General features: G+C 71.4%; 14 protein-coding genes. 7 read left to right on the top strand and 7 right to left on the bottom strand.

Annotation, left to right across the window (positions count from 1 at the left end; translation table 11 throughout):
- Positions 1-35 precede the first annotated feature (35 nt).
- The gene (locus HD593_RS43135) at positions 36-1,397 is read right to left on the bottom strand and encodes a hypothetical protein (protein ID WP_185108395.1); all 1,362 of its coding nucleotides are present in this window, start codon (positions 1,395-1,397) and stop codon (positions 36-38) included.
- On the bottom strand, positions 1,394-2,815 hold the full coding sequence (locus HD593_RS43130; protein ID WP_185108393.1) for a pectinesterase family protein: 1,422 nt from the start codon (positions 2,813-2,815) through the stop codon (positions 1,394-1,396). The genes HD593_RS43135 and HD593_RS43130 overlap by 4 nt, the downstream gene beginning before the upstream one ends.
- A 227-nt stretch (positions 2,816-3,042) precedes the next feature.
- On the opposite strand from HD593_RS43130, the gene HD593_RS43125 reads away from it, so the two are divergent.
- Genes HD593_RS43125 through HD593_RS43115 form a run of 3 tightly spaced genes read left to right on the top strand, consistent with a single transcriptional unit; the run spans position 3,043 to position 5,424 of the window.
- Positions 3,043-3,714, top strand: a complete 672-nt coding sequence (locus HD593_RS43125; RefSeq protein ID WP_185108391.1) for a DUF998 domain-containing protein — start codon at positions 3,043-3,045, stop codon at positions 3,712-3,714.
- Positions 3,715-3,747: 33 nt separating this feature from the next.
- Positions 3,748-4,122, top strand: a complete 375-nt coding sequence (locus tag HD593_RS43120; RefSeq protein WP_185108389.1) for a YciI family protein — start codon at positions 3,748-3,750, stop codon at positions 4,120-4,122.
- Positions 4,123-4,140: 18 nt separating this feature from the next.
- Positions 4,141-5,424: an RNA polymerase sigma factor gene (locus tag HD593_RS43115; protein ID WP_185108387.1), complete on the top strand. Its 1,284-nt coding sequence runs from the start codon at positions 4,141-4,143 to the stop codon at positions 5,422-5,424.
- 55 nt (positions 5,425-5,479) lie between these two features.
- Here HD593_RS43115 and HD593_RS43110 read toward each other — a convergent pair whose 3' ends face one another.
- From HD593_RS43110 to HD593_RS43095, 4 genes are all read right to left on the bottom strand, one after another.
- Positions 5,480-6,370: an RpnC/YadD family protein gene (locus HD593_RS43110; RefSeq protein ID WP_246547024.1), complete on the bottom strand. Its 891-nt coding sequence runs from the start codon at positions 6,368-6,370 to the stop codon at positions 5,480-5,482.
- 71 nt (positions 6,371-6,441) lie between these two features.
- Positions 6,442-7,065: a hypothetical protein gene (locus HD593_RS43105; RefSeq protein ID WP_185108384.1), complete on the bottom strand. Its 624-nt coding sequence runs from the start codon at positions 7,063-7,065 to the stop codon at positions 6,442-6,444.
- Positions 7,066-7,236: 171 nt separating this feature from the next.
- A complete protein-coding gene (locus tag HD593_RS43100; protein WP_185108383.1) occupies positions 7,237-8,304 on the bottom strand; it encodes an SMP-30/gluconolactonase/LRE family protein in 1,068 nt (355 codons plus the stop codon).
- Between the two features lie 53 nt (positions 8,305-8,357).
- Positions 8,358-8,780, bottom strand: a complete 423-nt coding sequence (locus tag HD593_RS43095; RefSeq protein ID WP_185108381.1) for an RrF2 family transcriptional regulator — start codon at positions 8,778-8,780, stop codon at positions 8,358-8,360.
- Positions 8,781-8,874: 94 nt separating this feature from the next.
- Here HD593_RS43095 and HD593_RS43090 point away from each other — a divergent pair, with 94 nt between their 5' ends.
- From HD593_RS43090 to HD593_RS43075, 4 genes are read left to right on the top strand one after another with little or no spacing between them, the layout of a single operon-like run.
- The gene (locus tag HD593_RS43090; RefSeq protein ID WP_185108380.1) at positions 8,875-9,444 is read left to right on the top strand and encodes a TetR/AcrR family transcriptional regulator; all 570 of its coding nucleotides are present in this window, start codon (positions 8,875-8,877) and stop codon (positions 9,442-9,444) included.
- A gap of 14 nt (positions 9,445-9,458) precedes the next feature.
- The gene (locus HD593_RS43085) at positions 9,459-9,773 is read left to right on the top strand and encodes a hypothetical protein (protein ID WP_185108378.1); all 315 of its coding nucleotides are present in this window, start codon (positions 9,459-9,461) and stop codon (positions 9,771-9,773) included.
- A 14-nt stretch (positions 9,774-9,787) separates the two neighbouring features.
- Entirely contained in the window at positions 9,788-10,684 is an 897-nt protein-coding gene (locus tag HD593_RS43080; RefSeq protein WP_185108376.1) for an SDR family NAD(P)-dependent oxidoreductase, read from the top strand.
- Between the two features lie 2 nt (positions 10,685-10,686).
- Complete coding sequence (locus tag HD593_RS43075; RefSeq protein WP_185108375.1) at positions 10,687-10,824, top strand: hypothetical protein; 138 nt, start codon at positions 10,687-10,689, stop codon at positions 10,822-10,824.
- On the opposite strand, the gene HD593_RS43070 is transcribed toward HD593_RS43075, so the two are convergent.
- Positions 10,817-13,801 carry a glycosyl hydrolase gene (locus HD593_RS43070; RefSeq protein WP_312904132.1) on the bottom strand — a complete coding sequence of 995 codons (2,985 nt, stop codon included), beginning with the start codon at positions 13,799-13,801 and terminating at the stop codon, positions 10,817-10,819. The genes HD593_RS43075 and HD593_RS43070 overlap by 8 nt on opposite strands.
- Between the last annotated feature and the right edge of the window lie 102 nt (positions 13,802-13,903).

Below are 13,903 nucleotides of genomic sequence, written 5' to 3'. Positions count from 1 at the left end.
GAATATCTATTCAGCAGTGTATCTATATTCCGATATTATGTTGTGACATTTGCGGTGTCAAGGTCCCAGAGGATCACGGAAAGCGCGTGCGGCGAGATGGTGTGGTCGTCGTGCGTGGCGTCCTCCAGCAGGTCCCACCGCCCCCGCTCGGGCCGCCCGCCGGCGAGCAGCGCCACCCGGTCGCGCACCGGAGCCTGGTAGACGCGGTGGCTCACGCCGTTGAAACAGCAGTCGTCGAAGCGGTTGAGCACCTGCAACTGCCCCCGGTTCTCGCCGACCGAGGCCATCACGTACATCTCGAGGTAGTCGTCGGCCGTGCCCGCCGTGATCGAGGAGTAGAAGCCGGGGAACGACGCCCTCGTCTGCTCCCAGTCGCCGGTGGTCGGGCTGGGCTTGGGGGAGGCGGCCCGCAGGAAGAACGGCAGCGAGCCGGCCGTCGGGTAGCTGTGGTTGATCCGGGGGTCCAGCGCCGCGTACACCGTGGTCGTCCAGCCGCCGCCGGACAGGCCCAGCATCTCCACCGACGCCGGGCGGTAGGTCGCCTGCGCGTGGTTCAGCGTGACGACGAGCGGCTCCAGGAAGAACGTCAGCGTGGAGAACGTGTCGCTCTCCCAGGGCACCAGCTCGCGGTGGGAGGGGCTGGGCAACATTGTGCCCGGGTTCTTCGGGTCCTCGATCTGCTGGCCGCCGTTCCAGTGGTGGAAGGGCATCGCGTACGCCATCACGCGGTAGCCGCGGTCGAGGAGCGCCTGGATGGTGCGGAGCATGGTGTCGAAGGGCTCGCCGTGGCCGTTGTGGTACAGGGCCAGGCGGCGGTTCCAGGGCTTGCGGGGGAGGAGGTCGTACACCTTGGCGGTGATCCGGTACTTGAGGGGGACGGTCAGCAGGTCGATCCTGCGTACGCCGGTGAGCGAGGCGAAGTCCGGGGCGGTCACTCCCGTTTCCACGGTGGGGGTCGTCGTGGGGAGGCCGGCGCCCTTCCAGATGAAGTCGGTCATCTTGCGGCGGCGGGCCGTGATGTCCTCGGGGTCGGTGATGCCGATCAGCGGCTCGATGTCGACGCCGGCGACGGCTGGGGGAAGGGTCTTGTACTCGGGGCCGAACCTGGCCGCCGCCTCCTGGTTCACCGGCGCCACCGGGCGCGGCGCCCGCTTGCCACCGTGCCCGGCCGCCGCGGTCCCGGGCCCGCCCGCCGTCCCTGCCGCTCCGCTCCCTGTCGCCGCGCTCCCGTGGGGGACGCCTGCGTGCGCGGCGCCCGCCGGGACGCCCGCCGCCAGCGCGACGCCGATCCCGCCCAGCACGCCCCCGAGCATCCTGCGCCTGCTCGCCCCCGCACCTGCGCCCCTACCCTCACCCTTGCTCGGACTGGGCATTCCCGACATATCCGGCGTCGTCATCGCGTCACTCCATCCAGGGGATTCCAGCCGCCCAGCACGAACGAGGGGTCGCTCCACCGCTTCGCCTCCTCGGGCGTGAGCTGCCGCGAGCAGGCCAGCCGCTGCGAGGTGTCGATCGGGCGGCCGTCCAGATCGGTGCTGCCGTACTCCCAGAACGAGGCCGACCCGGCCTGCGCGCAGTCGTTCGGATCGATCTGCCAGCCCACCGGCGCCACGTGGGCGTCCATCTTCGTGTCGATGAACACCGCCTGGCTGTGCGTGAACCGCCACACCGCGGTGCGCCCCAGCACCACGGACGCGTCCGGCACCCCCGGCGCCCTGGTCAGCTTGGTGCGCACGAACACGTAGCCCGGCCGCGTGTGGTCGCTGCGGCTCTGCGAGATGTAACCGCGGTCGGTCGACTCCAGCACCGAGTCCTGGATGAACACCGTCCCCGTGCCCCAGACGAAGTCGGTGTCCCCGCGGATGTGGCTGTCGGTCACGAAGCCCTTGCCCTGCAGCCGCAGCGTGTCCTGGTTGCTGAACAGGTTCACCCGTTCCAGCAGGATGCGGTCGTTGTTGCCGCGGAACGCCTCGGCCTGCGAGCCCCCGTCCGGGGTCGTGTTGTGCACGGTGAGGTCGGCGAGCCGGAAGTCGGCCGCGTCCACGCCGAACGTCTGCCGCCAGCAGTTGTGCAGGTCGGAGGTCTCCAGCACGCGGCGCGGGCACACGTCCGCCGGCCCGCCGTCGACCAGCGCCTTGTCGCCGTTGCGCAGGTCGTTGTTGGGGTACCGGATCACGGTGCGGCCCTGGCCCGCGCCCTTGACGGTCAGGTACGGCCGGTCCTCGCGGACGTACACCATCTCGGTGTAGACGCCGCGCTTGACGTCGATGGTGACCGGCCGCGTGTTGCCGGTGGGCACGGCGTCGATGGCGCCCTGCACGGTGCAGAAGTCACCGGCCCCGGCGGCGGAGACGGTCAGGTGGCGCAGGTTGCGCGGCGGATGCTTCCTGGTCGAGAACCGCCAGCTCGCCGCGCCGTGCCCGGGGAAGACGCCGGCCTCGACGGTGACGGTGTACGTCTGGCCGTACTCGAACTGGCGGTGCGGATGGACGGTGGCGGTGCCGCCCTCCACCATGATCGATTCGTACGAGAAGTCGTGCGGCAGCCCCGTGTCCGAGATCGCCTGTCCGATGTTCTTCTTGTCCGTCTTGGCGGTGGCCGCCTCGATGCGGTCGGCGAGCGTGCCGTCCGCACGCCGGATCTCGATCGCCCCCGAGGAACCCAGGGTGACGGGCTCGGGGAAGGTGATCGTCAGGGGGGCGTCCACGCAGGTCCCGCCACGTCCCGGCGCCGAGAACCGGGGACCGGTCTCCGCGGCGGCCGGGGTGGTGACTAAGACGAGCGCTGTGACGAGAACGGGGATCGATGCCTTCACATTCGGCCTCTCTACGCGCGAATGGATAGTTGGCGGTGAATATATATGTAGACCTCTTAACAGGTCCGGTCAAGAGCTGTGAGCCCGACACCTGCCGCCCCGCGATCGCTGGCGGTCCAGAAAAAAGTTGGAAGAAATCCTTTGGCCGTGTCGAAACCGGCCCGGCTCGTTCGCTGCCTAGCCAGAGGGCCGGACCGGCCGGCCCCCGCGACGCAAGGTGGACCACCATGGCTCAGCTCGCCCAGACCTCCTCCGGCCCGATCTCCCGCGTGATCTCCCGCCCCCGCCTGCTGCTCGGATTCGGCGTCCTGGCAGGCCCGATGTACGTGACCGTCGCCCTGGCCCAGGCGTTCACCAGGGAGGGCTTCGACCTGCTCCGCCACCCCTGGAGCTTCCTGGCCAACGGCGACCTCGGCTGGATCCAGACCCTCAACTTCGTCCTCACCGCCCTGGCGACCATCGCCGCGGCGGCCGGCATGCGGCGGGCCCTGGCGCCGGGACGCGGCGCCCAGTGGGCCCCCGTCCTCATCGGAGCGTTCGGCGCCGGCATGATCGGCGCCGCCCTCTTCCCCGCCGACCCCGCCATGGGCTTCCCCGCCGGAACCCCGGAAGGCCCCGGCGCCATCACCCTCTCCGGCACCCTGCACATGGCCGTCGGCGGCGTGGGCTTCCTCTGCGCGGTCGCGGCCTGCTACGTCCTCGCCTCCCGCTTCGCCCGCGACGGCCGCAAGGGCTGGGCCTGGTACTCCCGCGTCACCGGGACCCTCTTCCTCGGCTCGTTCATCGGCATCGCCAGTGGCGGCGGGATCGCCTGGTCCAACCTCGCGTTCGTCGCCGGCATCCTGGCCCTCTGGATCTGGATGTCGCTAGTGTCGCTGAACCTGTCCCGCTCCGCCTGAATCCTCTCTCTCACACCGAAAGGCATCGCGACCATGCGCTACCTCGTCACCCTCAAAGTCGTCACCCAGCCCGCCGGCCCGCCCCCGGCCGACCTCATGGAAGCCATCATGAAGCTCGGCCAGGAGGCCACCGAGTCCGGCGCCCTGCTCGACACCAGCGGCCTGGCCCCCAGCTCGGAGGGCGCGCGCGTCGAGGTCGGCGGAGGCCGGCTGATCGTCAGTGACGGCCCGTTCGCCGAGGCCAAGGAGATGATCAGCTACGCCCTGTACGAGGTCAGGACCAAGGAGGAGGCCGTGGAATGGGCCTCCCGCTTCGTCAAGCTGCACCGCGACCTGTGGCCCGGCTGGGAGGGCGAGGCCGACGTGCTCCGGCTGTTCGGCCCCGCGGACTTCGCGCCTCCTGCGTGATCGCGATAATCGGGAGGCATGACGGTAGCCGATTCCCACCGGGCGGTCGAGGCGGTCTGGCGCATCGAATCCGCCCGGGTCATCGCCGCGCTGGCCCGCATGGTCAATGACATCGGGCTGGCGGAGGAGCTGGCCCAGGACGCCCTGGTGGCGGCGCTCGAAGAATGGCCGCGTAACGGCGTACCGGACAATCCGGGCGCCTGGCTGACGCTGACCGCCAAGCACCGCGCCATCGACCAGTTCCGCCGCCGCGATACCTACCAGCGCAAGCTGCAAGAGATCGGCCGCGACATGGAACTCCGCCAGGAATGGGCAGAAGCCGAACTCGACGACGCCCTCGACGACCACATCGGTGACGACCTGCTACGCCTGATCTTCACCGCCTGCCACCCGGAACTCCCGGTCGAGGGGCGGCTCGCGCTCACCCTCCGCCTGCTCGGCGGCCTGTCCACCGCCGAGATCGCGCGGGCGTTCCTCGCCCCCGAACCCACCGTCGGCCAGCGCATCTCCCGCGCCAAGCGCACGCTCGCCGACAAGCAGATCCCCATCGAGCTGCCGCCGCCCGCCGAACTGCCCGCCCGGCTGGCCTCCGTCCTCGAAGTCATCTACCTGATCTTCAACGAGGGGTACGCGGCCAGCGCCGGCGAGGACTGGATCCGCCCGGCGCTCTGCCAGGAGGCGATGCGGCTCGGCCGGGTGCTCGCCGGGCTCATGCCGTCCGAACCCGAGGTGCACGGCCTGCTGGCGCTCATGGAGATCCAGGCGTCGCGCATCCCGGCCAGAACCGCCGCCGACGGCACCCCGATCCTTCTCCCGGACCAGGACCGCAGCCGCTGGGACCGGCTGCTCGTCCGCCGCGGCCTGGACGGCCTGCGCCGCGCCGAAGAACTGGGCACGCTCGGCCCGTACGGCCTCCAGGCCGCCATCGCCGCCTGCCACGCCCGCGCCCTCACCCCGCAGGCCACCGACTGGGCCCGCATCGCCGCCCTGTACCGGCTCCTGGCCCACCTCACGCCCTCATCCGTCGTCGAGCTGAACCGCGCGGTCGCGGTCGGCATGGCCCACGGCCCGGAGCGCGGGCTGGAGATCGCCGACGCCCTCCTGGACGAGCGCACGCTACGCGACTACGCGCACCTGCCGGCCGTCCGCGGCGACCTGCTGGCCCGGCTCGGCCGGACGGCGGAGGCCGCCGCCGAGTTCCGCCGCGCGGCCGGGCTCACCCGTAACACCCGTGAGCGCGAACTGTTCCAGCAGCGGGCTGCCGGGCTCGACCAGGGTTCGCCTCCTGCCAGCTCGTCATGAACCACTGATCTGGAGCTGGTTGTCTGCAATCGGGCCGGGCGTGGTTTGCGCTCGCCTAATGGTCGCCTTGGTGGTGCTGTTGGTTTGGTTCGGTGAACAGGTCTTGGGGGGTGTGAGCGGTGGCTGCGCGGGTGAGCCAGGTGTGGAGTTGTGTGAGGTCTGTGCAGGTGGTGATCATGGTGCGGGTGTCGTCCGGGATGTCGAAGCCGCGGGCCTGGAGTACCAGCAGAACCGACTTGGCGGCCTCTTCCGCCTTGCCCTCCTCTCGGCCGCGGCCGAAGTGTTCGCGGGCGAAGGGGCTGTGGACCGGCCAGGCGGTGGACGCCATGATCTCCTCCAGGAGCTTTTGGGTTTCAGGCCCGGACATGCTGTACGCGTATTCATAGTACTTCGTAGCGTGTTCATCGGAGGCGGTGTTGAGAGCTGCGGCGAAAGCTTCGACGACCTTGCGGTCGTTGCCCTGAGTCATGACGGACATGACCGCGAGCGGGAGATCGGCCGCGGCCTCCTGGGGGTCGATGATGGCCGGGATGTCCCTCGGTCCCGCCACCCGGGCCTGGAAGCGGTAGCCGTTCAATCCTGACTGCACTGGTTTCGCGTAGTGGTCGGCGACCGATTGATGGGGACAGACGACCAGGACCGTGACGTCGCACTTCAACATCAGCCACGCGGCGGCGGCGTAACGCGCAAGCTGCTTGGCGTCCTTCCTGTTGTCCTGCTGAACTTCCCCGATGATCACATGCACCGGGCTCTGCTTCGGTCCCATGGTGAAGACCAGGTCGGGCTCGATGTCCTCGGAGATCCGGGTGTTGAAGGTGCGTTCCTCCTCCTGGATGATCGCGGTGTCGGGAAGCTGCGCGTGGATGAGGTCGCGCAGGATCTCCGTCACCAGCTGGGGGCGGTCGGAGAACAGCTGGACGAGAGCGTCATGTGAGGGGGAGGGCATGGCGCTTAGCGTATCGTTACGTTTACCTAGTGTGACGATAATCCGTGAAAGACGCCGCCCAGAAGTGTCGGTCAGCGCGTCAGGAGCAGGATCAGCAGGCCCAGGCCGAGCACCAGGTCGAGCACGCCGCACCACTCGGCGTACGAACGGGCGACGATCTTGTTGGCCCGCCAGTGGAAGCCGTCCCACACGGCGTGACCCACCAGCCCCGCCGCCACCAGATAGCCTCCGGTCGCAGGAGGAACCGACAGTGCCAGGATGCCGGACGCCATGAAGGCGAGCGCGCCCGGTGCCTGCAGGGCGAAGATGCGCGGTCTGCGCAGCCGGCCGTTGACCAGGCCCAGCGCGGCGAGGGCGATCACGACGAGGGCGAGCGGCGGCCACGGGTCTATGTCGAGTGCGCGCAGGACCACGACCGTCGCCAGCAGGGCGATCACCGCCGCCCAGGTGATGCGGGGGCGGTCGGCCACCGCGATGAACAGGTAGCCCGCGGCCGGTAGGACGAACAGGATCACGTACTCGAGGCCGTCGCCGACGTCGGAGAGGCTGTAGGCGGCCCAGGCGAGTGCCAGCAGGCTGGGCCAGCGGCGGCCTACGGCGATCAGCGCGCGCAGCCACGCGGGACGGGGTGCGGCCTCCCGGGTGCCGGCCGGGTCGTCGGGCGTGCCGGGAGCGGGGGTAGCGGAGTCGGTCATGGCCACACTGTGGTCCGGCCCGCCCGGCGCATCAGCATCTCACGGGCGGACGGTCCGGAATCCTGGGTTGTCGGTCCCTCAGCCCCAAGTCGCTGGCGGATGTCCGGGGGGGCGGTGGTTTGGCGTGGCGTTGAGTGGTGCTGGCGGTGGCGCGGCATGGCGCCGCCCGGCTCAGTAGGTCACCCGCCCCACGGCGTCGCCGGTCTCCGTGCCGAGGTAGAGGGCGCCGTCCCGCTCGGTGACCGCGCTCACCGCCGTGAACGCCCCCTCACCCGAGTCCTGCAGGTTCGCGGTCACCGTGCCCTGCGCGTCGAGCCTGATCACGAAGCCGATCGGCGCCGGCTCGGGCAGCCACGTGTACGGCAGCCGCGTGATCGTCCTCCGCACCCCCGGCCACCCGCCGAGCCCGTCGAGCAGCGGCGAGCGCAGCGACATCAGCGCCACCCAGTGACCACCGCCCGCCGCCGGGGAGATGTCGTTCGGGTATCCGGGCAGGTTCCCGGCGAGAGTGTCGGTGGCCCCCGCCCGTGGCCCCGACAACCAGTGCCGGATGACCTGGTAGGCCCCGGTCTCCGACACCAGCAGATGCGTGCCGTCGGCCGACAGCGTGATGCCGTTCGGCAGTTGCAGCCCGTCGCGCACGACGCGCGTGCGGCGGGTGCGCGGGTCGTAGGCGTGCACCGCGCCGTCGCCCGCGTGTTCCAGCACGATCCAGCGGGAGCGGTCGTAGTGGAAGCGGGAGGAGGACTCGGTGAAGTAGACGGTCCCGTCGGCCGCCACCGTCACGTCGTTGACCAGGCTCAGCCGCCGCCCGTTCACGCTGTCGGTGAGCGTTCGAGGAGGTCCGCCGCCGGGCGGGATCCGCATGAGGGCGCCGAGCGGCTCGTTGGCCGCGATCAGTGCGCCGTCGGGGGCGAAGGCCATTCCGGTCGGCCGGCCGCCGACGTCGGAGAACACCTCGGCACCCGTCCCGTCGGGCGCCATGCGGTAGATCTTGCCGTCGGCCGAGCTCGTGTACATCCTGCCTTCGCGGTCGAAGGTCACGGCGTCGGGGGCGCGCACGTGGCCCCGTGCCAAGCGGGTCACGCCCGCCAGGCGGTCGTTGGGTGAGTACGCACCGGTCAGGCCGTGGTCTGCGGGCGGATCCCACGCGACCGGATCGACCGGCGTGGGCCAGAACATCAGGTAGCCGGCCAGCAGCACCACCAGTGCCAGCCCCGCCTGCAAGAATCTGCGCATCCCCAAACTCCTTGAACTCGATATGTGTTATATCTAGTTAAAGTGAAAAAAAATCAGGTGTTCCGGTGGAGGTCGGCGATCGTGGTGCCGGCCAGGCTGGCCTTCATCGCGTCCTCGGCCTGCCGCAGGTTCTCCGCGACGCGCCGGCGGATCACGTCGGGGCGCCCGCCGGTCAGCGCGTGGGTGAGGTCCGTCCTGAACAGCGGACGGTCCTGCTCGCCCGCGTGCAGCACGTCGAGCAGCGTGATCTTCTCGGACGGCCTGGCCAGCCTGATGCCACCCTTGGCGCCCTCCCTGGTCTCGACGAGCCCCGCGCGCGTCAGGCTCTGAACGATCTTCGTCGCGGTCGGTGGCGCGATCCCCAGGGCCGCCGCCAGCTCTCTCGTCGAGATGAAGTCGGTGAAGCCCTCCTCGACCTTCACGGCGATGTAGACGACCACGGCGATCGCCTGCGTGAGGGTGAGCGGGTAGGTCATAACTCAATATCTAGTACATCAAGTTGGAGACCGTCAACGCCTCGGCGACGAACCGGTGCTTGACGGTGTGACAATCTTGAATAAGATTGTCACGATGTCACAGACCATTGAGAAGCAGCAGCAGATCCTTGACGCAGCGCTCCAGGTGTTCGGCCGCTACGGCTTCCGCCGGACGTCGATGGAGCTGATCGCGCAGGCCGCGGGGGTGTCCCGTCCCGCCCTCTACAAGCACTACACGGGCAAGGAAGAGATCTTCCGGGCCGTGGCGGAGCAGGCCATCGACCGGCTCGTCGGCCAGGCGGCGGAGATCGGCCGGGAGGACGGCGACGTCGCCGACCGGGTGTTCCGTGCCCTGAACCTCAAGCTGGAGTTCGTCACGGGCAGCGTCGAGGCGGGGTTCAGGGGCGAGATGCTCGCGGAGGTGAGCGTGCTCGCCCCCGACCTGACGCGCTCGTTCAAGGACCGTCACGCCGCCGTCATCACGTCCGTCCTGCTCGCCGCCGGGGACGAGCTGCCGGGGCTCGGCACCGTCCTGTCGGCGCACGACGCCGCCGAACTGCTGCTGGCGGCCCTGACCGGCATCTCCCAGCAGGAGGACGAGGTGCACGTGCTGCGCACCCGGCTGCGGCAGCTCGTCGACATCACCGTCCGAAGCCTCACCTGATCACAGGAGTCCCCATGACGCAGACGATCCTGCTCACGTTCGTGGCGGGCGTACTCGCCGGCAACGCCACGCCGCACTTCGTGAAGGGCATCACGAAAGAGGAGTTCCCCACGCTCTTCGGCCCCAGCCCGCTGGTCAACCTGGTGGCGGGATGGTTCATGTACGTGCTGGCCGCCATCTTGACGGTCATGGCCGACGTCGCCGCCCATCCGATCGCCGCGCTCGCCGCGGGGGCCATCGGCGTGCTGGGCATGGGCGTCTTCCATGCCCACGTCGGCGCCGCCGGCCTCGGCAGGCAGCCGCGTGCCGCCCGCGGCCGTACGACGTGAGGGCAGCGCCTCCCATGACCACGATCGTGATGACCGGAGCCACCTCCGGGCTGGGGGAGCTCGCCGCCGCCCGCATGACCGCCGCGGGCGCCCGGCTGCTGATCGGCGCGCGCAGCCTCGGCCCGCACACCCAGGACGGGTTACCGGTCCTGGACCTGGCCAGGCTCGATTCGGTACGCAGGTTCGCCTCGGCGGTGCGGGACCACCTCGGGTCCACCCCCATCGACGTGCTCGTGCTGAACGCCGGCGTGTCCTTCCACGACATCGACCAGCGCACCCCCGACGGGTACGAGACCACCTTCGCCGTCAACCATCTGGCCCACTATCTCCTGCTCCGCCGGCTCCTGCCCCAGCTCGCCCGCGGCGGCCGCGTGGTGATCACCAGCAGCTCCGTCCACGACCCCGAGCACGGCGGGACCCTGCCGCCACCCCGGCACGCCACCGCGACCCTGCTCGCCAACCCGGAGCTCGACCCCGACCGGGACACCGACCCGCGGGCGGCCGGCGGTCACGCGTACACCGCGTCCAAGCTCTGCGGCCTGATGACCGCGCGGACGCTCGCCACCCGCCCCGAGGCCCTAGCCAAGCAGCTCACCGTGCTCGCCTACGACCCCGGTCCGACGCCGGGCACCGGCCTGTCCCGCAACTTCAGCCTGCCCATCCGGCTCATCTGGTCCCTGCTCGGCACCCGGCTGGGAGCCGTGGTCCCGCGCATGAACAGCCGGCGCGCCGCCGGCCACACGCTGGCCGACCTCTGCCTCGGCACGATCACCCCGCCCGCCGGCCAGCGGTACGCCTCGCTCGTACGGGGGCGGCTGACCTGGCCGGAGCCGTCGAAGACGGCCTGCGACCCCGCGGCGGGCGAGGCGCTCTGGCAGGACAGCGCCGCCCTGATCGGCCTGCCGGCGTAGCGGTGGCGCGTCGTGGCGGCGAACGTTCGGGCGGCGGCCGGGAGACGGGGAACGTGCGCATCCCGCTGCCGGACGGTGGCTCGCTGACCGCCGGCCAGGGGGACGGCGACTCGATGACCGCCGGCCAGGGCGTCACCTGACAGGCGCCTCGCGGTACGGGACCAGCCTGACCGGGCCGACCAGCCCGTACGGCTGCCGCGCCAGCCCGCCGTACACGGCCGGGTCCGCCACCCTGAGCCGGTTGCCGAGCGGGGTCGCCACCTCCACCTGGATGGTGTTCGAGCCGCGGCGGAGGTGCGGGCCGAGGTCGAGGACGGGGTGGATCTGGTCCACCGGGTCCAGGCGCCGGCCGTTGACGCTCACCCGGCAGGTGTCGCTCACCTCTCCCAGCTCCAGGTAGGCGGGACCGTCCGCGTCGACGGTGGTCGTGTACGTGCCGACGCCGGACACGTCGGCCAGCCCGGGGATCTCCGGCCAGGGCGCGAGCCGGTCGAGCCGCAGGGAGTGCACGGCCGGCGCGGGGCCCCGGTCCTCCACCCGGAGGTGCCAGGTGTGCAGCTCGACGGGGGCGGGGACGGGGCCGATCTCGGTGGTGAGCGTGCGGCCGTCGGAGAGGGTGGTGGTGTAGACGCCCGCCTTGGCGGCCCGCACCAGCAGGCGGCTCGCGGCGTACCTCACCAGGTCGGCGTTCGTGCTGGTGGCGTGCGCGCGGCGCCCCGTGCGGTCGCCGAACAGGCCGGGCCGGCCGAGGGCCACGATCCTCGCCTGGCCCGGCTGCAGGGTCACGCGCAGGCGGATGCCGTCCTCCTCCTCCGCGTACCGGGCGAGGCGGGAGGCGCGGCCCGTCCAGGGGTCGAGCACGTACGGGACGCTGTCCCGGCTGGTGCGGGCCAGCGTGACCTCGTGGTCGATCGCGGTCACGGGCGGTTTGGCGTTCTCCTGGTGTTTGCCGTTGCACAGGTAGTAGTAGTCCACGTCGCCGGCCACGCGGCGCATGGTGAGCAGGGTGGACGGGACCGCGTACCGGACATCGGGGTGGACGCCGAGGGAGGCGAGGGCGGCGGGCACGTCCGCGGCGGTGGCGATCATCCGCGTGGTGGGACGTGCGAGCAGGTCCGACAGGATCGCGCGCAGCCGCTCGTTCTCGCCGTCCTGGGGCAGGCCCGGCACCGAGGCGTTACGCCAGTCGCCTAGCAGGATGACGGGCAGGCCGGCGCCGGCGTACTCGAGCAGGCGCCGGGCCACGCCGACGGTCATCGTGCACTCGCCCGAGTAGAACTTGTCGCCCTCGACGAACAGCACCTTGTACGCGGGCCGGCCCAGCCGCCCGTCCGAGACCCGCGCGGCGGGCAGGTCGAGCAGGGGCCCGCTGACGAACTGGTGGGTCCAGCCGGTCGGGATGCCGCTCGCGGTGAACCAGGAGGCCCCGATGCCGGTCTTGGTGTAGCCGGTCTGCCGGAGGACGGCCACGTCAGCGCGAGGCTCGCCGTGCCGCATGACCAGATGGAGGCGCGCGAAATAGGTGGAAATGTCGGTGATGTGATCCCAGGTGGGCTGGCGCGGGCCCCACGACTCCGCGTACCCCACCGTTCCGCCGTACGGCGTGAACGCCGCGAACCCCGGCCACGCGGCGCCGGGCGCGTCCGCGTACGAGAAGCCGTGCAGCACCGTCTGGTTGAGCCCGGCCGCGTACGCCCCGCCCAGCGTGCGCAGCAGCTTCTTCCACGTCGTCGTGTACGCCCCGCCCTGGTACGCGCCCGCCTCGCAGGACAGCACCTCCCGCCCGGCCAGATCCCGGCCCCCGGCCAGGCACCGGTAGTCGTCGAGGTTCTTGAACCCCAGCGACTCCCCTTCCGGCACGTCCAGGATGGCCGCGGCCTCGATGGCGTCGGTCTGCAGCCCGTACGGCTGCGCCCGCAACCGCAGGCCGATCGAGTGCGCCCACTCGCGCAGCGCGGTGAAGTGGTGCTCGTTGAACAGCTCGGACACCGTGTCCCAGTAGTCCTTGCGGGCGTGCCGGGTGCGGGCGGCGTCGTAGGCGAAGACCGGGTCCTCGTTCGCGAGCATGACCACCGGGAGGATGGACGCCAGCGGGTAGCCGCGGCGCCGCTCGAACTCGGAGGGCAGGTCCGGGGTCCACGGCAGGGCGTCGGTCTCGATCTCGATGGAGTCCTCGAACAGCGCTCCGCCGGCGCGCCTGAGCAGCTTGCGGATGGCGGGGGTGAGCAGCTCCGACTCCCAGTAGTCGATCACCGCCTGGGTGCCGGCGCGGCTGAAGTGGTCCACGACGTACGCCTCGGGGGCGGTGTGCGGGCCCGACTCGGGGCGCTGGCCGGAGCCGCGTTGCCAGTAGGAGAGGAGCAGCCAGTCGCCGTCGGCGGGGGCGGCCCAGGTGATCGTCTGCCCGTCCGTGGCGGTGACGGTCCGGAGGGAGGCGGGGTCGAGGCCGGTCTCGTCGCGGGTCGAGTGGGCGGGGTCGAGCCTGGCCGCCTGGACGAGCAGCAGCTCGCTGCCGGGTTCGCCGGTGGGGATGACGGGGGGTGGCACCGGGCCGGAGTAGGTGGTTCCGGCGGGGACGGTCACGGAGCCGTGGGCCAGTTCCTTGGCCGACGCGGGGCCGGCGGGGGTGATGGTGGGGATGGCGGCCGGCCAGGCCGGGCCGATCGTGAGGTCGATGGTGAGGCCGCGCCGGGCCGCCTGGTCGAGCGCGGCCTCGACGGCGGTGTTCCAGGCGGGGGTGCCCCAGCCGTGGCCCGCCGGGTCGAGCACGGACTTGTCGCGGATGCTGTGGTGCACGGCCGCGATCTCCGCGCCGCCGAAGCCGGCGTCGGCGAGCTGGTCCACCTCCCGCCTGATCTCGGCGGGATCGACGTGGGCGTCGGGCCACCACCAGCGCACCATCGGGCGCACCTCGCGCCGCGGCCTGGCGAACCAGGCGGCCGAGGGTGCTGCGGTGGCCGTGGCGGGGGAGGAGGGGAGGCCGTCGAGGGCGAGCGTGGCGGCGGTCGTGGCGCCGAGCACGAGAAACCCGCGCCGCGTCACCGCGAACCGGGCCGGGCGGGCGCCGGGGCGGGGCGTAGGGAAGGGAGGAAGGCCGTGCTGGGTCGGGTCGTTCACGGGCGCTCCAGGAAGCCGGTCCTGCGGGGGGTTCGCCGGTTGGATGGGGCGCCGGGCCGGCCGGCCCGGCGCCCCGGCCGGTGGGGCCGGTAGGCCGGGCCG

Source organism: Nonomuraea rubra, assembly GCF_014207985.1.
Taxonomy (GTDB): Bacteria; Actinomycetota; Actinomycetes; order Streptosporangiales; family Streptosporangiaceae; genus Nonomuraea; species Nonomuraea rubra.
The sequence above is the reverse complement of the archived record's forward strand: the minus strand, read 5'-3'. Positions and strand labels throughout refer to the sequence as shown.